This is a genomic window from Amycolatopsis sp. CA-126428 (assembly GCF_002904335.1).
Classification (GTDB): Bacteria; Actinomycetota; Actinomycetes; order Mycobacteriales; family Pseudonocardiaceae; genus Amycolatopsis.
In genome coordinates, this window is the sequence record NZ_PPHF01000090.1 from 1 (window position 1) to 21,566 (window position 21,566).

At 66.8% G+C, this 21,566-nt stretch carries 12 protein-coding genes and 1 pseudogene; 4 read left to right on the forward strand and 9 right to left on the reverse strand.

Annotation, left to right across the window (positions count from 1 at the left end):
- Window positions 1-231, reverse strand: a pseudogene (locus tag C2L58_RS24285) (sugar hydrolase); the annotation flags it as partial.
- Between the two features lie 1,057 nt (window positions 232-1,288).
- On the opposite strand from C2L58_RS24285, the gene C2L58_RS49870 reads away from it, so the two are divergent.
- Entirely contained in the window at window positions 1,289-3,241 is a 1,953-nt protein-coding gene (locus C2L58_RS49870; protein ID WP_103339920.1) for an RICIN domain-containing protein, read from the forward strand.
- Window positions 3,242-3,307: 66 nt separating this feature from the next.
- Window positions 3,308-3,724, forward strand: a complete 417-nt coding sequence (locus tag C2L58_RS24295) for a hypothetical protein (protein ID WP_146073661.1) — start codon at window positions 3,308-3,310, stop codon at window positions 3,722-3,724.
- Window positions 3,725-3,890: 166 nt separating this feature from the next.
- Here C2L58_RS24295 and C2L58_RS24300 read toward each other — a convergent pair whose 3' ends face one another.
- Window positions 3,891-4,520: a TetR/AcrR family transcriptional regulator gene (locus C2L58_RS24300; RefSeq protein ID WP_103339922.1), complete on the reverse strand. Its 630-nt coding sequence runs from the start codon at window positions 4,518-4,520 to the stop codon at window positions 3,891-3,893.
- Between the two features lie 162 nt (window positions 4,521-4,682).
- Between C2L58_RS24300 and C2L58_RS24305 the strand changes: the two genes are divergently transcribed.
- Window positions 4,683-6,026 carry a spinster family MFS transporter gene (locus tag C2L58_RS24305; protein WP_199191414.1) on the forward strand — a complete coding sequence of 448 codons (1,344 nt, stop codon included), beginning with the start codon at window positions 4,683-4,685 and terminating at the stop codon, window positions 6,024-6,026.
- Window positions 6,027-6,250: 224 nt separating this feature from the next.
- Here the strand turns inward: C2L58_RS24305 and C2L58_RS49875 are convergent, their stop codons facing one another.
- The 6 genes from C2L58_RS49875 to C2L58_RS24340 all read right to left on the reverse strand — a co-directional run bounded on the left by C2L58_RS49875 (window position 6,251) and on the right by C2L58_RS24340 (window position 19,841).
- A complete protein-coding gene (locus C2L58_RS49875) occupies window positions 6,251-6,502 on the reverse strand; it encodes a sugar-binding domain-containing protein (protein ID WP_255410556.1) in 252 nt (83 codons plus the stop codon).
- Between the two features lie 453 nt (window positions 6,503-6,955).
- Window positions 6,956-9,808: a glycoside hydrolase family 3 C-terminal domain-containing protein gene (locus tag C2L58_RS24315; RefSeq protein WP_103339923.1), complete on the reverse strand. Its 2,853-nt coding sequence runs from the start codon at window positions 9,806-9,808 to the stop codon at window positions 6,956-6,958.
- A gap of 488 nt (window positions 9,809-10,296) precedes the next feature.
- Window positions 10,297-11,424, reverse strand: a complete 1,128-nt coding sequence (locus C2L58_RS24325; RefSeq protein WP_199191416.1) for an SGNH/GDSL hydrolase family protein — start codon at window positions 11,422-11,424, stop codon at window positions 10,297-10,299.
- 30 nt (window positions 11,425-11,454) lie between these two features.
- The gene (locus C2L58_RS24330; protein WP_199191417.1) at window positions 11,455-13,149 is read right to left on the reverse strand and encodes a ricin-type beta-trefoil lectin domain protein; all 1,695 of its coding nucleotides are present in this window, start codon (window positions 13,147-13,149) and stop codon (window positions 11,455-11,457) included.
- Between the two features lie 632 nt (window positions 13,150-13,781).
- Complete coding sequence (locus C2L58_RS24335; protein WP_103339925.1) at window positions 13,782-16,565, reverse strand: ricin-type beta-trefoil lectin domain protein; 2,784 nt, start codon at window positions 16,563-16,565, stop codon at window positions 13,782-13,784.
- 48 nt (window positions 16,566-16,613) lie between these two features.
- Window positions 16,614-19,841 (reverse strand): lectin, encoded by a 3,228-nt coding sequence (locus tag C2L58_RS24340; protein ID WP_369904234.1) that lies wholly within the window; start codon window positions 19,839-19,841, stop codon window positions 16,614-16,616.
- 611 nt (window positions 19,842-20,452) lie between these two features.
- On the opposite strand from C2L58_RS24340, the gene C2L58_RS24345 reads away from it, so the two are divergent.
- Window positions 20,453-20,611 carry an ANTAR domain-containing protein gene (locus tag C2L58_RS24345; RefSeq protein ID WP_255410560.1) on the forward strand — a complete coding sequence of 53 codons (159 nt, stop codon included), beginning with the start codon at window positions 20,453-20,455 and terminating at the stop codon, window positions 20,609-20,611.
- 284 nt (window positions 20,612-20,895) lie between these two features.
- On the opposite strand, the gene C2L58_RS24350 is transcribed toward C2L58_RS24345, so the two are convergent.
- Window positions 20,896-21,564, reverse strand: coding sequence for a hypothetical protein (locus C2L58_RS24350; RefSeq protein ID WP_103339928.1), 669 nt, complete (start codon window positions 21,562-21,564; stop codon window positions 20,896-20,898).
- Window positions 21,565-21,566 lie beyond the last annotated feature (2 nt).

A 21,566-nucleotide genomic window follows, 5' to 3' on the forward strand; every position in this document is an offset into this window, starting at 1 on the left:
CCACGCGGTGAAGGTGCCGCCGGCGTTGACGTAGCCGAGCCGGCCGGTGCTGAGGTTGACGCCGAGCACGTAGAGGTAGACGGCGTCGCCGCGGCCGGTGTTGTTGGTGATGGACAACGGCAGGAGCGCGGGGCCGGAGGCGGCGGCGGGAGTAGTGCCGCCCCACACGGCCGTCGCCGCGACCGCCGCGAGCGCGGCGATGATCGCAGTCGGTTTCCTTCGAGTTCGCACCGGCGACTCCTTTGTCTGAGGTGGGTGCTCCAAGAGCTGAACTCCGCCGTTCGGGGCAACAATCCACCCGGCGCACGAGGTGTCATCATGCTGCGGACACCGCGGAACTGTAGCGCGCACCGAACAGGTGTCGCGGACGGAGATCTTCAAGGGAGCGGCATCCGACGGTAGACTTACGCCGCTGAGTGGGTCAATGGTCTAGACGTATGTCAGGTTGTCTCGTGCAATCGTGTTGCCCGCGTGGACGCGGTGCCCGATCAATCAGGAACGGCTGCGCCGCGCGGCTTGCCTGTAGCGGGCCCGCTCGTCGTCGGTCGGCGGTGTCGCCCGGCGGAGGCGCGGCGAAAGGTTGACAATCTAGAACGTCTACGTTCCTGACTCTTGTGTGATCGCCTGTCGATCCGCATACTGCAGAGAGGTACGTGATCGAAATCACTGGCGAGCGACACCGCGACCGGAGGATGACATGGCTGTAGGCCGACACGGCAGACCGGATGCGCCATCCGTGCCCGTGATGAGCGCGACGGGCATGCGAACGGGGGTAGCCGTAGCCCTGTCGCGGAACTGCTCGGGCGCCGCCAACGAGCTCGCTGTCACCTCGACCGCCGGTGAACGGCCGGGAACTGAGTCACCCCGTTCCAGTCCGGTGTCCTCCGGCGGGTAACCGCCTGGCCTAAGAATCCGGAAACGCGAGCCTGCAATGGTGGGCCTGTCGACGTACGTCGCCGATGCAATTTAGTCGCCGCGCATTAAGATATTAGAGCTGAATGGATTGGCGCGCAGAAATCTTCCTGTAGAGATGTATATCGCGACACGGTTGTGCAGTTGTTTCTGTCTTGTTGTGACAGTGACACTACAGTTGCCGCCACCATAGGATGGCTACTGCCCGAAAGTTTCCGGCAGCGGTTTCGTGGCCGAGTCAAGCAACGGCACGCCAGTGAAAACGGGCGGCCGCCACCTCCTGAAGCTCCGGAGAGGCCGTCGCGTCACGGGCCGGCGGTCTCTCCGGTACCAGCATCACCCCTCACTGCACACACCGGAAGATCGGCTTTGCCACATGAACAAACTCAAGCAGTTCGTGGCCGGGTGCGCGACGTTCGCGCTCGCCGCGGCCGGCATCACGACGCTCGCACCCCCGGCGCAGGCAGCGGCACTGCCGTCGCCCGACTACGTCTTCCAAGCATGGAATGACAGTTTCCTGGTTCAAGCCAACGGCGAAACTTACTACACCAATCAATTGAAAAGCATCGGCACCCAGCGCTCCGGCACGTGGGTCGCTGCGCTGAACATCCAGGTGGCGCAGGACGTGTACGAGCGCACGCACAGCGCGGCCGATCGCCAGAGGGTCCGCGATCTGATCGGCACCTTCCTCAAGTACGAAGGCACCAACTGGACCTCATGGGCCACCTGGAACGACGACCTGGCGTGGATGATCACCACCGTCCTGCGCGGTTACCTCGCCACCGGAGACCAGACCTTGCTGAACCTGGCCGCCGATCAATGGAACAAGACATACGACCGGGGATGGACTGGTGAGGGAGGTGGCGGGATCTGGGAGGAAATGAATTCCAAGTACAGCAAATGCTCACTCAGCAACAACCCGATGATCAGCACTGCGGTATCGCTGTACCAGGTCACCGGTGACGGCGCCTACCTGACCAAGGCGACGACGATCTACGACTGGGTCAGAAGCAAGCTCGTCAACGCTGCGACCGGTGTGGTCAACGAGTGCATCGCGTTTCCGAACGGTCCCAACGGGTCGACCGAGTTGCAGGCCTCCGACAACGCGTACAACGCGGGCTCATTCATCGAAGCCGCTGACTTCCTGTACCGGGTGACCGGAAATGCCCGGTACCGAGACGACGCCCAGCGGACGGCCGACCACTTCCTGAACACGGTCCCGATCGTGTCGAACAACGCCGGCCGCGGCTCGTCGTACCAATACTGGCTTTTCAAGGGCATCAGTGACTTCTGCACCGACACGAACACGTGCGGCACGTACGACGGCTACATGCGCTCCAACGCCACTCAGGCCTGGAACATGCGCAACGGCGCCAACCTCACCTGGAACGAGTGGACCAGGCCGACGAACGAGCCCAACCCGGATGCGTTCGAGATGAACGGCATGGTGGGACTGTTCCAGGACCTGTCGACCGCCGCCCCTTCTCCATTCACTGGCAACTACAAACTCGAAAACATCGCCAGTGGTCTCTCGCTGGCAGTGCAGGGCGGGTCCACCGCCAATGCGGCACCCATCGTCCAAAACCCCGACAACGGGTCCGCCGGCGCGTCGTGGATCTTCGAACTCCGCAGCAACGGGTACTACCAGATCAAGAACGTCGGAAGTGGTCAGCTGCTGAACGTCGCTGCCGAATCCGGCAAACCGGGAGCACCTATCGTCCAATGGCCGGCCGGCAACGGCTGGGCGGGCAACGATCTCTGGAAGCCGGTGGCCAACCCGGACGGGACCTGGTCGTTCTACAACCGCAACAGCAAGCTGGCCCTCGACGATCCCGCCGGCAGTACCGCCCCGGGAATGCAGTTCGCACAGTGGGCACCCAACGACTCGACCGGCCAGAAGTTCCGCGTGGTCTCGCGGACCACCGGCGGTAACGCCACCGACGGCTCTGGCCCGGTGCGGTCCGCCATCGGCGGGAAGTGCCTCGATGTCAACGCCGGCAGCAACGCCAACGGCACTGCCGTGCAGATCTGGGGCTGCAACAGCACGGCGGCGCAGTCGTGGAAGGTGTATTCCGACGGGACGCTTCGGGCCCTGGGCAAGTGCCTTGACGTCAACGGCTACGGCAACGCGAACGGGACCGCGGTAACGCTCTGGGACTGCTCGGGCGGCGACAACCAGCAATGGCAGCCTTACAACGGTGGTTACCGCAACCCGCTGTCCGGACGTTGTCTCGACGACCCTGGGTCGTCAAGCACCGACGGAACCCGCGTAGCGCTGTGGGATTGCAACGGCACCGCGGGACAGCGCTGGTCGCTGCCCGGCGCCTGAGGCGAACGCCGGGCTGCAACCGCGCCTTCGATTGCCCAGCCGAATGAGACAGGAGACGATTTAATCGTGAACATGCGGAAACCGGCTAAAGCAGGCCCACCGTCACTGGTCCTGGGTGTTGCGATCTTGGCAGCCTGCGCGACACCGACGGCAGCTGCGGCCTCATTCCTGCGCTCTGTGGCCGAAGCTCCATCCACAGTGGTCGCGGCTTCGCCGACGCGCCAGCTCATCGGCCAGGTGACCGGCTCCACGTACTTCGAAGTGAGTCCACCGGCCGCAGGGGCCTATGCCTTCGAGTACAAACTCGAAGGCACCGCCTTTTTCGATACTTACGTCGACGAGGTCGAGCTGGGCTACGTGGGCGGTTCGGCAGGTGTTCACCGAACGCGTCCGCTGTCGCTGACTGCTGGCGGGCACGTGGTGCACGTCGCCGGCCCGGAGGGTGCCGGAACGGCCTTGGTGTATCTGGTCGAGCGCCCGTAGCTCGGAGTCCGGTCGGGTCGATGTCCGGCCAAGACGGACACGGAGGCTGGCAACGGCGATAGCAGCATGCTCGCTCGTGGGCGGGCGAGCATGCTGCTATCGCGTCTCTGCCGTTGTCCGGGTCACGGCGGTGCAGGGTCCCTGGTCGACCCGATCCGTGCTTCGTCTACATGAGGGTGGTCAGCAGCGAGTGAGCGAGCTCGCTGAGGTGGTCGGCCAGGACCTCGGGCGAGTCGGTCATGCCGCGGTGGAGCCAATCGATGACGACCTCGCTCACGCCGGCCACAAGCGCCAGCAAGATCCGCTCGAATCGCAGCCGGTCGCGTTGGCGGCCGACGACGCGGCGAACCAGGCGACCGACGACTTCGGCGTCTTTGCGCAGCAGGCCGCGTCGCCGCAGTTCCATGCGTGGTGCGTTGATGTAGATGACGCGCGCGCGAGTCGGATGCTTGTACAGCGTGGTGACGAGCGCCTGCATCATCGGTCGTAGTAGCTGCTCGAGGTCTTCGGGCCGCTTCGGCACCACAGCGGAGATTTCGGCCAGCAACCAGTCGTTCAGTTCGCGGTGGACGGTGATGAGCAGGTCGGCCCGGTCGGCGAAGTGCTCGTAGAAGTAGCGTTTCGCCACCTTCGCCGCCGCGCAGACATCGGCGACCGTCACGTCGTCATAGCTTCGGGCGGCAAACAGTTCCTCCGCCGCCTCTGTGATCCGGCTGCGCCGATCAGCGGTGCGCTCCTGCCGTGACTGTCCTGCGTAGGTCTCCCCGCGCTCAGTCTTGTCCTCGCGTTCTTCCACAGCATCCGTCCTTGTGCCGATCCGACTCGCTACCTTATCCCGAGGTCTTCGATACCGGGCAACATTTCAGGAACGTGTACGTTCCAGAGTCTTGTGTGTCGCTGACTGGCGATCCATACTGCTGGCTCAGTTCAGTGCAGAGCGCGCCGCCAGGAGGACCGCATGGCCACCGAGGACCAACGGCGGACAGCACTGGACCCGCTGCCGAGAGCAACGAGCCGGGCAGGGTGGGTGCTCGCGTTGTTGTTCGCGGCCAACCTGCTCAACTTCTACGACCGCACCATTCCGTCCATCTTGGTGGAGCCGATCAAAGCCGAGTTCGGTCTGTCCGACGCCGAGATCGGTTTGATCAGCGCCGCTTTCACAGTCGTGTACGCCGTCGTCGGCATCCCGCTCGGACGGCTGGCTGACCACCGATCGCGGCGGGTGATCCTGTCTGCCGGATTGGCGGTGTGGAGCCTGCTCACCGCGGTCACCGGGCTCGTCGGCGGCTTCGCGGCTTTGGTCGTTGTCAGGCTGCTGCTCGGCATGGGGGAAGCCAGCTTCGCCCCGGCGACCAACTCCCTGGTGGCCGACCTCTATCCGCCGGATCGGAGAGCTCGGGCCACTGGGCAGTGGCAGCTGGGCTTGCCGGTCGGACTGGTGCTCGCGTTCTTCACCGTCGGCTCGATAACGGAAGCATTCGGCAGCTGGCGAGCTGCCTTCTTCGTCGCGGCGGTGCCCGGTTTGGCTGTAGCGGGTGCGCTGGCGTTCATTCGCGAACCGGCACGAGGCGCGTCCGAATCCGCACCGGTGGCCACGGCTCAGGTGGGCACCCCGTTCCGCAGTTTGATGCGGGTGCCCACCTTGTGGTGGCTGGTGGTCGCGGGTCTGGGCTCCCAGATCGCCTCGTACGCGGTGGCGACCTTCAGCGTCCCGCTGTTCCAGCGGCACTTCGGCACCAGCCTGGCTGTCGGAGGCGCTTTCACCGGCGTCACGATCGGCGTTACCGGCCTGGTGGGGTTGACAGTCGGCGGTCGCATCGCTGACCGTGCCGGCCGTCGCTCACCTGCAGGCCGGGTGCTTACCGGCGCATACGGTCTTCTCGGGGCCGTCCCGCTGACTGCTGCGGCGTTCCTCGTCGACGCCACAATGCCCCTGATGTTCGTGGTCGTCTTTTCCGCGGGCTGGTTGTTGCAGTACCTGTATTTCACCGCCGCTTACCCGACCGTGGCCGATGTCGTCGAACCTCGCCTCCGCGGCACCGCCATGGCTCTGTATTTCGCTGCGTCGTACCTGCTCGGAGGTGCATTGGGACCGTTGATGGCTGGTGCCCTGTCGGATCGCTTCGCGGCGTCGGCGCGAGACCTCGGAACTAGAGCCGCAGCCGCGTACGGCCTGCATCTAAGCTTGGCAATCGTCATCCCCGTAGGTCTGCTGATCGCTGCGGTCGGTCTCTTCGTTGCCTCGAAATGTGTCGCGCGCGACCGGGCGAATATGCGAAGCGCGCTGAGAGCTGCCCGGTAAGGGACCCCCGCTCGGCGTCGGTGGCGGCCAGAGCGTGGCCAGGAAGCGCCAATGCATGCTGTCGGTGCCGACGACCGCCGGTGCTATCACGTGAAGACGTTGGTGTGCTTGCGAGACTCGAGCGCGAGCGCGCCGGCTCGCTTCCGCCGCTGCCGGGTCGCGCAGGACGATCATCGCGATCGCGTAGCTCAAACCGTCACGCGAGCTTCAACACGACTGCACCGTCAGCGCCGTAGCCGCCGGGCGGCGATCCTGTCGGGCCACGATTGCGTCGTAGACACCGCAATGATTTCGTTGGAGCCGGCGCGCAGGTAAGGGGTGATGTCGGACTGGAACGCGGCGTAGCCACCGGTGTGGGCATCGGCCTGGCTACCGTCGGCGTGCACCGTCGCCTGCTGATCGACCGCGCCGAAATTGGGCAGCGTGCGACGTCCGTTCCAGGCGGAAGGCACGGTGAAGGACCTGCGGTACCACATCTGGTCCAGATGACGCTGGATGCCCGACAGTGCCGACTCCGCCGGTTAGGGGACGTTGATCCGCTCCGGCAGCGTCTGGTTCACCGGAGGTACCTGGCCGGCAGAGGCGGCGCCGAACTGCCGTTCACCGTCGAGGCTCTGCCAATCCGCACGGCTCATCTGTGGCCGGGGGTATTCCGGCAACGGGTTGGCTATGTTCGCGGTGGCCGCGGCCGTCCACGACGTTGTCATCGGCGCAGGTTTGACGGGGGGCCGCGACGCTGGGTGGAGCCCCGGTCGTAAGGGTCACCGCCGTGGCGGTCACGACCACGCCTGCCAGGGCAGCCAGTCGGCGTAACCGCGGCTATGCGACTGGGAAGAGTCGCTCTGGTCAACGGCAAGGAAACGCTCGTCTGCGTAGCTGACAGGTGACGAGGGATCATGAGGTCGGCACCGGGTGGAGACTGGGCGGGCTCAGGAGGGGAGCGTCCAGCGCTGGTTGGCGCCGCCGGTGCAGCCCCGGATCACCAGCTGCGTGCCGGGCATGGTGGACGAGCCGGGATCGTCGAGGCACTTACCCGACTGCGGGTTGAGCACCGAAGCGTCGCTGCGGGGCTGCCAAACCTGCGCCGCGCTGCCGTTGCAGGCGTACAACTGCACCGGCGTGCCGTCGGCGGTACCTCCCGCCGTGACGTCCAGGCACTTGCCGAGGGCTTGCAGGGTGCCGCCTTGGGCGGTCCAGCTCTGCGCGCTGCTGCTGTTGCAAGTGTAGATCTGGACGGGGGTACCGTTGGCCGCGGCGGCGGCGCGGACGTCGGCGCACAGGTTCTGATAGCCGACGATCGGCGCGGACCCGCCGAGCGTGACGCTGCCGGTGAGCCGGATGTCGCGCGAAGACGCGCCGATCTGGATTTGATAACTGCCGGCGGTCCGGGTCCAGTAGCCGCCGGTCCATGCCTGGAAGCTGCGAGCGTCGAGCGTGGTGGTGACCCGCTGGGTCTGGCCCGGGCTCAGCGTGACCTTGCTGAAGCCCCGTAAGTTCTTCGCCGGTTCGCCGGTGCTCGCCGGCTGCCCGACATAGACCTGGGGGACTTCCGACCCGGCACGAGTGCCGGTGTTGGAGACGTCGAAGGCCACGGTGACACCGGTGGCGGCAGGGGCGCTGACGGTCAGGTTGGCGTACCGGAAGGTGGTGTAGGACAGTCCGTACCCGAAGGGGAACAGGGGCGCGATGCCGTGACGGTCATACCAGCGGTATCCGACGTCGATGCCTTCGGAGTACTGCACGCTGCCGTTCTGCCCCGGCCACTGGGCAGCGGTGTGCGCTGGGACGTCGGCGAGTGAGGCCGGGAACGTGACCGGCAGCTTGCCGGACGGGTTGACGTCACCGAAGAGGATCGAGGCGAGTGCGTTGCCGTACTCCTGGCCCGGGTACCAGCTCTCGATGATGCCGCGCACCGAGCCGGCCCACGGCATCGTCACGGCCGAGCCGCTGTTCACTACGACGACGGTATTCGGGTTGACGGCCGCGACGTCGGCGACCAGCTGGTTCTGTTCGGCGGGCAGGTTCAGATCGGGCAGGTCGCTGCCTTCGGCCTCGAAGCGGCCGACGAACACGACGGCCAGGTTCGCAGCGCGGGCCGCGGCGACCGCCTGGTCGTGCGCGGTGGCGCTGCCCGTCACCCGCCAGCTCTGCGCGGGGCTCGTGTTGCACGCGTAAAGCTGCAGGTGGACGCCGTTGGCGGGGTTGGCGGCGGGCACGTCGAGACACTTCCCGGACGCCGGGTTGACCAGCGAGCCGCCGGAGACCGACCACTGCTGGGCGCCGGTGCCGTTGCAGTCGTACAGCTCGATCTTCGTGCCGTCGCCAGTGGCGCCGCCCGCGACGTCCAGGCACTTGTCGAGCGCCCGCACGGTTCCGTCCGCGCCGGCGGTCCAGATCTGGGCGGCGCTGCTGTTGCAGTCGTAGAGCTGGACGGGGGTGCCGTTGGTGTCGTCGGCCGCGGCGACGTCAACGCACTTGCCGGCCAGACCGTAAATCGGTCCGGAGGTGCTGCCGGAGGTGTAGGTGACCGCAGCAGCGGAGCCGGCGCGCGCCTGGATCCCTCGGAAAGGACTGATCGCACTGCTGGGCTTGACGCCCGCGCTGCCGCCACCCTGGTACAGCGGGGCGGCGTCGCCGCCGCTGCCGAGCACGGCGATCGACTTGGTGGCGGACGTGATCGGCAACGTCGCGTCCGCGTTCTTAAGCAGCACTGTGCCCGCCGCGGCGACCTGGCGGGTCAGGGCGGTGTGCGCGGCCGAAGTGACCGTAGTCTCCAGGGTGCCGGTCTGGGCGTGGTCGAACAGCCCGCGCCGGAACATCGAAGTGAGGATGCGCCGGACATGCTCGTCGATCGTGGCCGGGGAAACCTGGCCGTTGTTCACCGCGGTGGTGAGCGCGGCACCGTAATACCGGCTGTCGGGCATCTCCATGTCCAGGCCGTTGTTGGCCGAGGCGACGGTGGAGTGGGTGGCTCCCCAGTCGGCGGTGACGAAGCCGCCGAAGCCCCATTCGTTCTTCAGTATCGTGTTCTGCAGCGGGCCGTTCTCGCAGGCAAACGGTCCGTTGATCGCGGAGTAGGAGCACATGACGGAGTCGGCACCGCCGGTCTTCACCGACGTTTCGAAGGCGGGCAGGTAGATTTCTCGCTCGGTGCGGTCGCTGACGATCGCGTTGTCGGCGCTGCTGTTGCGGTTGGTTTCCTGGTTGTAGACGGCGTAGTGCTTGACCTGGGCCATCGGGCCCTGGCTCTGGATGCCCTGGATGTCTGCGGCGCCCAGCTGTCCGGCGAGGTAGGGGTCCTCGCCCAGCGACTCGAAGGCGCGGCCCCACCGTGGGTCCCGCACGATGTTGATGGTGGGGCCGAGCTCGACGTTGGTGCCTTTACCCCACTGCTCGGCGCCTATCGTCTCGCCGTACTGGCGCATCAAGCCGGTGTCCCAGCTCGCCGCGCCGGATACGGGGGAGGCGAGCTGGGTGACGCCGGTGACGCCGTCGCCGACCCCGGCCGGTCCGTCTTGCAGGTGCAGGGCGGGGATCCCGAGGCGGGGGTTGGCGTCGACGCAGCCGACGTAGCCGCAGGACGCACCGCCGTGCAGCATCGTCAGCTTTTCGGCCTGGGTCATCGCCGCCAACAGTTCGGCGGCGCGTTGCTCGGGGGTTTGGGCGGTGTTCATCCAGGGCTGGGCGGCCGCCTGCACCACCTGCGCCCCGCCGACGGCGAGCAGGAGGGCGGAGGCAGCGGCGAGGAGCGAACGGGACACCCGGGGTCGAGACGTGCGCATAGTGCCTCCTCAAGATCGTCGATCGGAAGGTCTAGGTTCAGCTGGTGGTGTTCGTAGGACATCGTCAGGGCGGTGGCCGCCGGGGTCCGCCGATCACCGGCGTTCCAGGTGGTTCGCGCCCACGCGGTGCACGTGATGGCTGTGCCACTGGCCGCAGGGTCGCAAGGCTCCGATCCCTTGGGCGTTCCAGTCGTCGATGGTGAACATCAGGGTCCCCCAATCCGTGCTGCCGGACGGGATTATGGTGTCGCTGAGTCTGCTTCCCGAGCTCCAGATACGGCCGCCGTCCACCGGTCCAGCCAGATCTCATCGCCGGCCACGCCGCCGTCGATCGACGCCCAGCCTCTCGCTTCGGCGTCGTCGGAGTGCAGCGACAGGGAGCGGTAGCGACCGGAGACGCGCCGTAACCCTGGCTGGGGACGCTGTCACTGTGCATTCCGTCGCGAGGATCTGTGGGTTTCCATCAGTCAACCGATCTGCTCGTGCGGTCAGGCGGAGGCGGGCGTCCATTTCTGGTTCGGGCCGCCGTTGCAATCCCACAGGACGAGCTGGGTGCCGTCGGCGCTGGAGGAAGCGGGGTCGTCCAGGCATCGGCCCGAGGCGGGGTTGCGGTAGCCGCCGTTGTAGGGCTGCCACTGCTGGTTGCTGCCTCCGTGGCAGTCCCAGATGGCCACCGCCGTCCCGTTCGCGGTGCCGTAGCCGGTGGCGTCGAGGCACTTGCCCAAAGCCTGCATGGTTCCGTCGGGGAAGTTGCTCCAAAGCTGGGCGACGGTCGCGTTGCAGCCCCAGATCTGCGCGATGGTGCCGTTGGCACTGTCGCCGGCGTTGACGTCCAGGCACTTTCCGGCGATGCCCGAACGCACCGCGCGTCCGGCGGTGCCCGGCGGCTTGATCCATCCGGCGCTGTCGGCCGCCTGGATGCCCGCATCGAACGCGTCGGCCATCTTGCGGTAGCCGTTGTCGTTGGGGTGCAACGCATCTGACAGGTCGGCGGTGTTCAGTGCGCTCATGTCGACGTAGCGGACGAGCCGACCCGCGGCCTGCTCCTGTTGCACGATGCCGGGGATAGCGGCGTTGAAGGGCCCGCGCAGCGGTTCTTCGGTGGAACTGGTGGAGATGATCACTGAGCCGACCAGCACGGTCGCATCCGGGGCGTCGCGGGTGATCTGGTCGAGCAGGGCGTGCAGCCGGTCCGGCGCCGTGGGCACCTGGTACTGCTGCCCGAGGTCGTTGGTGCCGATCTCCAGGGTGACGACGTTGGGCCGGTACCGGGCGAGGGTGTAGTCGGCGATGCCGGCGATCTGGTCGATGCGCCAGCCGGAGTGGCCCTCGTTGTCCGGATCGGCCATGTCACCGTTGCGTCCGCTGCCGACCATGTCGACCGCGTGTCCTTCGGCCCGTAGCCGATCCGAGAGGAACGCCCGGTAACTGTTCCCCGTGCTGCTGCCGATTCCCCAGGTGATCGAGTCACCCAAGGGCAGTACCCGCAGCGTGGCTGCCGCCGCCGTGGCAGCGGCAGCGGCAGCCATGCTTGTTGCCTCGGCCACCGCCGGCAATGCGGCCGTGCACGCGAGTGCCGTGATCGTGACGCAGGCAGCTTTCAACCCGTTCATCATCCATCCTCCTGCTCGCAGTAAGCACAATTCCTAAGTGGACAGTCCCCATTGCTGGTTGGCGGCTGCGGTGCAGTCCCAGATCTGCACCTGGGTGCCCCAGGTGGTGGACCACCCGGGTACGTCCAGGCACCGGGCCGACTGGGGGTTGTACAGCGAGCCGTCCGGGCGGGGCACCCAGACCTGCGCGTCGGTGCCGTTGCAGTCGTAGAGGCTCACCAGGGTGCCGTTGGTGGTGCCGCCGCCGTTGACGTCGAGGCACTTGCCGAGGACGTGCAGGGTGTTGCCGGCCCGGTCGGTGGTCCACTGCTGGGCGGCACTGCCGTTGCAGGTCCAGAGTTGGATCGGGGTGGCGTTCGCGCTGCTCGCGTTGCGCACGTCCAGGCACAAGCCCCCGTAGCCGCTGACGGCGCTGGGCTGGTGGTCGGTCATGGTGATCACGAGCGAGTGAGTTCCGCTGAGGGTGGCGGGCAGGAAGTGGTCGGACCGGTCGACCCCGTCGACCTTGAAGGAGGCGATGATGTTGCCGGAACCACGCAAGGTGACGTCGAGGTTCGCTGCCCGGTAGTGCAGCCCGGACAGGGTCACCTCGCCCCAGCCCCACGGCAGCGTCGGTGTCCAGGTGATGCCGTCCGGGGTGAGGTTCATCCCGAATAGGCCGTTGTCCACCATCCGCAGGTAGGCCGTCGCCGACCAGGTCTGGTCCCGCACCGGTCCCCAGTGGCCACCGGTTTGCCAGCCGCCGTCCGGGACGCCGGAGAGGAAGTTGTAGATCTCGTAGAACCCGCCGCTGGTGTTGGCGAGTGCGGCGAGTGTGGTGGCTTCGGTGGCGAAGCGGGCCTGGTTGCCGGTTTTGGCGGCGGCTTCGGCCCAATAGCCTTGGATCATCGGCCAGACGCTGACGTTGTGCCGGCCGGGTCGGCTGTCGTCGTAACGGGGGAAGTGCGGGTACACGTCCACGATGCCGTGGGGCTGAACGTGGGCGTTCTGCATGATCGACCGGGCCTGGGCGGTGCTCGCAATGCCGAAGAGGACGGCGAACGAGAGGCCGGTGCCCTCCTCGGAGGGATCCAGCGCGCCGGTCGGGCCGCCGTCACCGTTGTGGATCAGGTAACCGTAGGTGCCTTTGGCGGGGATCCAGAAGTGCCGATTGATGCTCGACTTCAGGGCGTCCGCTGCCGCGTTTTGGGCCGTGACTTCGGCGGCGGGCCGGGCGAGGGCGGATGCCATCATGGCTGCGCTGCGGAATGCCGAGTAATACAGCGTGTTGGTGCTCAACGTCATGAGCTTGTCGGTCGGGTAAGAGCCGACGAAGCCGCCTTTGCTTTCGGTGCCGTCGGCCGGTGGGGCGGGGTAGCCCGCGATGCCGTCGTTGAAGAACGACGGGCCTTGGAACAGGCCGTAGGTGGAGTTGAAGTTCGCGCTTTTGCGTGTGTTCAGAGTGTCGACGGCGGTCTGATACGCGTTGGCCAGGAAGGTTCGGTCGCCGGTGACCAGGTAGTGGTTCAAGGCGGCGGTCAACCACACGACCTGGTCCCACCACTGGTCGTCCTGCTGGAGTATCAACTGGCCGTTGGCCTGCCTGCGGACCACCGACCACAGGGTGTTCGCGGCGGTGGCGGGATCGAGCAGGCTCGCCGCGTTCCACGAGTTGACCGATGCGTCCCTGGTCCACGGCTGCGGGTATTCGGCACCCGCGCGTAGAAATGTTCCCGGAGGATCGGTCAACAGGCCCGACTGGTTGTATACGGCCGGGTCGTAGCGGACGGTGTTGATATCGAGGACATTGTTCAGAGCCTTCGTGTATGCGGCGCCCAGCGTCGATTGAGCGTTCGCGTCGGCAAATCGCAGGGTGGGCCGGCCGGTCGCAGCGGGTTGAGTGACTTGTCGTGGTCCGTCGAGGGGGGAACCGGAAGCCACGCCGGGAGCGAGCGAAGCGGTCAAGGCGAGGCAGCAGGCGACCCGGAGCCAGCGCCGGGCTGCGTCACGGCGATGTGTGTACATGAAGATCTCCAACTTCGACATCGTTGTCGGTCAACGTGCCCGGTCGTCGGCGGTTCGGGTGGTGCGCCTCGGTCGAGTTTTCGAGGCGGCGCGTACTTGGGGCATTCCAGCCGCCATCGGGACAAGCGGTGGGGCAAATGCGGGAGAGCGCTCTCCAATTCAGTCTCACCTCACCTGCCGTCGGTGTCAATCGTCACGGCGCATTCTGTCTCTACTTGACAAAATTGTCCGGTAACGGAAATCCGTTGCGGCGGTGAATGGCTTGAATAAGCCTTTCTCGGGCGCAATCGTGGCCACGGCGGGAGCGGCGGCGCTGAGCCGCTCCCGCCGTGGCGGCGAATGTGGTCGCTGACTACCTAGCTACGCGACCACTTCTGATTCGACGCACCGTTGCACGTCCAGATGACGAACGGAGTGCCGTTGGCCGTGCCGTGGCCGGTCACGTCGAGGCACTTGCCGGATCCCACGTTGACGACCGCTCCGCCGGCCTGGACGCGCCACTGTTGCGTGGCGGCGCCGGTGCAGTCGTAGATCTGAACGGTGGTGCCGTCGGCCGTGCCGCCACCGGCGGCCTCGAGACACTTGGTGTCGAACACCTTCAGCTGGTTGGTGGTGGTGGACGTCCACTCCTGGTTGTTGCCGTTGTTGCAGTCCCACAGCGCCGGGATCGTGCCGTTGGCCTGGTTCGCCGCCGGGACGTCGGCGCACTTGCCTGATTCCTGGGCCTTGAGAATGCCGACGGTGGCGGCGCGGGCCCATTTCTGGTTGCCGCCGCCGGTGCAGCCCCAGAGGACCAGCGCGGTGCCGTTGGTGGTGCCGTGCCCGGTCGCGTCGAGGCACTTGCCCGACCCGGTGTTGATGACCGAGCCGTCGGCGTTGACCGTCCACTGCTGGGCAGCGGTGTTGTTGCAGTCATAGATCTGAACCGGAGTTCCGTCGGAGGTGCCGCCGGCACGGGCGTCGAGGCACTTGGTGCCGTAGACCATCAGCTGCTTGGCAGGCGTAGCGGTCCAGCTCTGGTTGGCGCCGCCGGTGCAGTCCCACAGCGCGATGGCGGTGCCGTTGGCCTGGCTCGCCGCAGGAACGTCGGCGCACAGCCCCGACTCCTGGCCCTTGAGGATCCCGCCGAAATTGCCGTCCGGGTTCGGGGTGACGCTGAAGTTGTCGAACTGGTTGGTCTGGTAGCCCACGACCCCGACGCCGGCGAGGCCGGTGGTGAACGCCGTGTCGGCGACGGTGCCGAGCGTGGCGCCGTCGAGGGTCGCGGTGATCTGGTTGCCGCTGAAGCCGAGCTTGACGTTGTGCCAGGTGTTGAGGCCCAGCGCCGGGTGGGAGCCGGAGGTGAGGGTGGTGAGGACACCGCCGCTGCTGTTCTTCGCGATGGACCAGGCGCCGGTGTCGGCGATGCGTAGCTGGTAGGCGGCTTGGTGGCTCTGCGGCCGGTTCTGGGTGTTGGCCCGGCCGAGCAGGGTCACCGTGCCCGCTTGCTGCAGGTCGACGTCGGTACTGACGGTGTAGTTGCTCCACCGTGGATCGCCGACGAGGGTGAAGGCGTCGCTGTCGTCCTGCCAGTTGATCGGCCGGACCGGCGCGACCTGCTGCAGGCACTGCCCGCCTCGCCCGGCCGCGCAGGGGCGGACTTCGTACGAGCCCTGCATGTCGGAGAAGTACTTCGCGGCGCTGCGGGAGCTGTAGCCGTCGAAGTTGTCCGAGTAGGGCAAACCGAGGTTTCCGGCCGGGGGACTGGCCGCGGTGCCCTTGCCCTGGCCGGTGGTCGTGGTGACCGTGTAGATCCGGTTCGGCTGCAGGGTCAGGGAATATGATCCCGACGCTGGAGCGACGTCTGCCTGCTTCACGAAGTAGTCGGCGGGGTTCGACGAACCCAGGTCGGTGGACCAGACGTGCACTGTGCCGGTGCTCAGCCCGCCTGAGGCCGTGACGTTCACGGTCTGGGCGGCCGTCGCGCCGGTGGTCTCGTAGATCGTCGAGTAGTCGCTGCCGTTGGCGGGCTTCAGGGAGATGTAGCTGCCGTTCGCGCGGTTGCCGGCCAGGTAGCCGCTCGCCGTGCCGGTGAGGAACTTCCAGCCCGGCTGAGTGAACTGGGCCACTTGCGCGTTGGCCCACAGGTTCTTGCCGAGTTCGTAGGTACCTGACCAGGGGGTGTTCGCGGTGGCCAGCCCGACGGTGTTGTAGGGCAGGTTCGAGTACAACGCGGCGATCAGCGGCCAGTTCATGAAGCCGGTCATCTGGCCGTCGAGGTAGCCGCGGGTAATGGTACGGATGTAGGCGGCCGAGCCGGTGTTGAAGTCCTGGGAGCCGAATTCGCTGGCCCACAGGGGTTTGCCGGTGGCGACGGCGTTCACGGTCGAGGAGCAAGTGGTCGCGTCGGAGAGGTAGCCGCACGGGTAGTGCGAGCCGACCACACCGACCGCGTTGTTGAAGCCGCTGTCGGAGAGCATGTCGTCGGCGGTGTTCCAGCCGCTGTCGTCACCGACGATCTGCACGGCGCCGTAGCCGCGGGAGTTCAGCGCCGCGCGCAGGTTCTTGTACCAGGTCTTGTCGTGGCCGCGTTCGTTCCAGCCGCCGAGGTAGCTGATGGTCAGGCCGTGCTGCTTCGCGCAGTCCAGCCAGGAGATGTCGTAGTCGATCATGTCCTGGGACCAGAAGTTCCCATCGCCGATCCAGCCCGGCGCCGCCCACGGCAGCGCGACGAGCTTGATTCCCGGGTTGCGGGCGACGGCTTGTTCGCCGAGCCAGAATTCGTAGCCGGCGTTGCAGTTGATGTCGCCGCGCACGTGCTGGTGGCTGGGCTCGGAGCCGTCGGTGGAGTTCGCGTCGCCGCCGATCTCGAGTTTCAGCAGCTGCACGGCGGCGCCGTAACCGGGCTTGAACAGGTAGTCGAGGAGCTGCGCCCGCTGCGCGGGCGGATAGTCGATCAGCAGCCGGGAATTACCGCCACCGCCGCTGATCGCGCCGACGCCGTCGAACGTACGGCCCGTGCTGCCGCCGTTGACGGCGATCGTGGTGCTGGCCGCGCCGGCGGGCGCGGCGGTCGCCATGAGCGTCGCGGTGGCGAGCAGGATGGACAGGAGCAGAAACAGTAGCCGGCGGAGCGTGGAGCCGCGGCGTTGCGGACGCATGGAAGATCTCCTTCAGAACTTCATCGGGGGGAGGGAACGGAAGGACGTTCAGGGCGACGGCAGGGTCCACTGCTGGTTGGGGCCGCCGGCGCAGTCCCAGATGACCAGTTGCGTGCCGTCGGTCGTGCTGGTGCCGGGATCGTCGAGGCACTTGCCGGACGCCGGGTTCACCAGCGTTCCGTTCGTCGGTGACCACTGCTGGTTGCCGCCGCCCGTGCAGTCCCACAGCACGACGGCCGTGCCGTTGGCGGTTCCGCCGCCGGTGACGTCGACGCAGCGGTTGTACAGCCGCAGCGTGCCGTCGCCGGGGAGGTGGACCGACTGGGCCGTCGAGCCGTTGCAGGTCCAGATCTGGATCCGGTTCCCGTTGGTCGTGGCGGCGGTGTCGTCGTCCAGGCACTTGCCCGTCCCGGCCGACGTGACGGCTCCGGTCCTGGTCTTCGGGAGGGGCCAGCGCTGGTTGGCGGCACCAGTGCAGTCCCAAATCACCAGCTGCGTTCCGTTGGCGGTACTGCCACCGGGATCATCGAGGCAGCGCCCCGAGGCCGGGTTGCGCAGCGCACCAGTGGCGGGCTGCGGGACCCACTGCTGCCCATTGCTGAGATTGCAATCCCAGAGCTGGACGAGCGTGTTGTTCGCGGTGCCGCCACCATTGATGTCGAGGCACTTGCCGAACAGCATCACGGTGCCGTCACCGGGCACGGTCCAGTGCTGAGCAGCGGTGTTGTTGCAGTCGTAGATCTGGGCGTGGGTGCCGTTGGCGCTGCTGCCGCCCGCGTCGTCGAGACACTTCCCGGTGATCCCGGAGGCGAGAGAGCCGGTCGGGCCGATGACCGTGGCCGGCGGCTGAGCACCGCTGTCGCCTCCGTAGGAAGGCGGCGCCGACGAGGCACCGCTGGCCCACGAGGTGTTGGCGCTCGTACTCAGCGTCAGGTTCAGCGTGCCGCCGTCGGTCGCGAAGCCGGACGGCACGTCGGCGTTGTTCCACGTCGCGCCGTTGAGGGTGGCGGTCTGGACGTAGGGCGCGTCGGCCGAGGCATGGGGAGCGTTGACGGCCATCGTGGCGCCGTTGGCGAGGGTGACGGCGACCGATGGGAACAGCGGGCTGCCGATGACCAGGTCCGAGGTGCCCGGGGTCATCGGGAACAGGCCCATCGCCGACCACACGTACCAGGCGCTCATCGTGCCGAGGTCGTCGTTGCCGACGCTCCAGTTCGACGGCGCGTTCGGCCACATCTGGTTCTGGACCTGCCGGACGATCCGCTGCGTCTTCCACGGCTGTCCGAGGTAGGCATACTCCCATGGCAGCTCGATCGAGGGCTCGTTGCCGAGGTCGGCGTGGGTTCCGCCGGCGCCGTGCAGGTCCGCCAGGACACTGTCGAGATAGGTGGTCAGTTTCGCGTTGCCGCCCATGGCGTCGGCCAGGCCGTGGACGTTGAACGGGACCATGCCGGTGTACTGCCACGACGTGCCTTCGACGAACTGGTCTCCGCTCGCGGGGTCGAATCCGCCGCGCCAGGCCCCGTTCTTGAGCTTCGGCTGCATGAAGCCGGTGGCCGGGTTCAGGCCATTGCGCCAGTTCTGCGACCGGTTGACGAACTGGCTCTTCGTCGCGGTGTCGCCCAGCGCCCCGGCGAACGCGCCGATCGCGAAGTCCGTCGTCGAATATTCGAGCAGCGTCGCGACCGAGCCGTAGAACCCATACGGGTACTGGGCGTCGGAGGGCAGGTAGCCGTAGTTGGACAGGTACTCCAGCCCCGTCCGGATCGAGTTGGGGACAGTTCCCTGTGCGACCATGGCCTTTTTCGCTGCCACGGTGTCGAAGTTACGGCCGCCGAAGGCGTAGTAGTCGGCGATGATGGTCGGCGCGGAGTCGCCGTTCATCACGTACGTGTCGTATTCGTTGAGCGACCATTTGGGCAGCGTGCCGCCCTGGGCGTAGTCGTTGACCAGGGACTGGGCGCTGTCACCGGCCTGTCGTGGCGCCACGAGCGCCATCAGTTGCGCTTGCGAGCGGTAGATGTCCCAGCCGGAGAAGTTGCCGTATTGCGCGCCTTGGCCGCCGGAGACGGCGTGCACCTGGTGGTCGAAGCCCCGGTAGCGTCCGTCGGCGTCGCTGACCACGTTCGGGTGTAGCAGCGCGTGGTAGAGCGCGGTGTAGAATACCGTCTGCTGGTCGGTGCTGCCGCCGGAGATCTGGACCCGGCGCAGCAGCGCGTTCCAGGAATCCTTGGTGGCCTGCCGGGTGCCGGCAAAGTCCCAGCCGCCGTTTTCCGCCGTGAGGTTGGCCCGGGCGCCCTCGGCCGAGACGTAGGACAAGCCGACCTTCGCCTGTACCGTCTGGTTCGCCGAGGCGTCGAAGGTGACCGAACCGCCGTTGGTGAACGTGCCGTTCGAGGTGAATGGGCGGTCGAACAGCATCGTGAAGTACAGGGTGTAGGTAGGGCTGGAGGCGCAGAAGTGCCCGGAGGTCACCGAGCCGCGGAGTTCGGTGGGGCTCACAGCGGTGAAGTCGATGCCGGTGGTGGAGGTGGCGGCGGCGCCCAGTTTAAACAGCAGGTTGGCCTGGCCGGTCACCGGGAAGGTGAACCGCGCCATGCCGGTCCGGCTCGTGGCGGTGAGTTCCGTTTTGACGCCGTTGCCGAGGGAGACGGTGTAGGCGCCCGCACTCGCCGATTCCGAACTGTGGGAGAAGCCAGACGTCGCCGAGCCGTCCACGGCGCCGACGGTCGGCAGGATCGGGACGTCGGCCATCGCGTTGCAGCCCGGGCCCGAAAGGTGGGTCAGGCTGAACCCGGTAATGGTGCCGTCGCTGTAGGCGTAATTCCCACCGGCCGGCCGCGACGGTGTGTCAGGACTCCACTGCACCATGCCGAACGGCGCGTCGGCGCCGGGAAAGGTGTTGCCCTCGTGGGACGTGCCCAGGAACGGGTTGACCAATGCGGCGGGATCAGCCACTGCGGCGGCGACTGGGGGCGCGGTAGCGGTCAGCGAGCCGAGCAGGAGTGAGGATAGGGCGAACAGGCGACTCCAGTGTCTTCCCATTTGCGTCTCCAAGATCGAAAGGTCGCAGATCCAGATAACGACGCGAGGAAAGGAGCCCGGCGTTCCCTGGAGTCGGTGGTAAAGAGCCCATCGGAAGCACCCGGCTTTTGCGTCGGCAGTGCACGGCCGTCCCGCCGCCGGGTACGGCCATCCGCGGCGAGCGTCCGTGATGAACAGGACAGTCCCGCACTGCCGCAAAGTCAAGGTCGTGCCGTAATGCTGTCTCGTCATTGGTCTTGTTTACGGATGCAACAGGCTGATCTACCGGGGCTTCGCCGTGTACTTCATGGCGCCTCAACGGCCGGAAGCCTCGATATAGAGCGATCCCGGGGCTGGGTTGGCTGGCCGGGAATCACGATGCCCGTGGTCGGGTATGCGCTCTGACAACAGGCATGTCGATGCCTTGCCGGCGGAGTGAAAGAGGTCGAACCACGGCAGATCGAGAGGTAATATATTCAGCGAACAATCGACGTACGGCATCGCTGATGCACGTAAGAAATCCGCGACTATCAGACCGACCGTGGAGTTAAGCCCCGGTTCGGAAGCCGCATCGTTCGAGAGGATCGCCTGGAGAAGCGCCGAATAGACCGAGGCTGTCGCCGCCGACCGTGGAGCCGGAACGGTCTGTCGACGGTCATCGGGGCCATGTTGTCTCAGGGGTGCGCTCATCGGTGAACCCTGAGTAGCAGTATGAGGTAGACGCCGCTATGGCACAAGAGTCTGGAACGCGTATGTTCCGTATATTGGGTGCGAGCGGTGGTGAGCCGGTAAAGCTGCTCGTCTGATCGGCGCAATGTCGAGCGCAGGGCCCCTGCGGGCGGAAGAACGCGCCCTTAGCCGTCATCGAGCCAGCCAAGGGGATGCTAGTGCTGGTGTGCGGCTGGACCGTCGCGGCAGCGTTCACCGCGTTGCGAACCATCTCCCAGCGCACCAACGTCACCTCGGCCGATGGCAACCGGTTCCCCGCGCCAGCCTCCTGGGCGGCCGAGGGTTACCGTTGATCCACAGCCTGGCTGATCAAGCCCTGGTCGAGACCAACGCTTACGGCACCATTGTCACGATGACCTGGCGTGTAACAGCCGACGCTCGGTGACCGTTGCAAATCCCGCACATGTACGACGAGGTCGGCTTACTCGATGGCGACGTAGACACGCTGCGTGGGCAGGACAGTCGCCGACCGGAGTGCGTCGACGGTACTGAGCTCGGCTTCGACGAGTAGTTCCGGTTCGTGGTGGAGTCTGCTGCCGAAGGCCGGGTTCACCGGGACAGTCCCGGAGGCCTGAGCTCAGCCGTCGGAGCGTGCCGACGATTCCGACGTGGCTCGGAGGATCCAGTTGTGGAACTCCACCGCGAAGTGCTCCAGGTGGTGCTCGATCACCGTCGGGCCGCACGAGGCCGGGAGAGTCACCGAGAGGCTGGCGGTGAATCCGCCTTCGACGTCGGCGAACGAGTTGGTGATGCCACCGACGATCGTGCCGTCCTCGAGCACCATGCGCGAGCGGCGGCCGTATGTCGGACCGGGGCCGGCTTGGGCTGTCGCCTCGTCCCATTCGCGCATGTAGAACGAGCAGACGTGGTCGCCGAGGGTCTCGACGATGTTGACCCGGCTGCCGCCGGCGTGGATGGAATAGTGCTCCGGGTGTCCGGCGAGCAGGACGTCCTCCCGCCCGAACGCCTGTGACAGCCAGCTCGTGAACTGCGCCGCGGTGATGCCGTGCGCGTGCAGCGTGGTCGTGCCGGTCGTCTCCTCGCCGGCCGAGCGCGCGACGTGGTCGCGCAGGTAGGACTCGCCCGCGGCGATTTCGTCGGCGAGGAGGTCGAGGAGGCGCTCGCGGCCGAGCTTGGCCTTGAGCAGCGCGAGGGCTCGCTGGGCGGCGCGGACCTCGAACCGGTCGATGGCGCTGTCGTCCTCTTCACCCGCCAGTCGGACCCGGGTTGCTGTGTCGCTGCTCATGG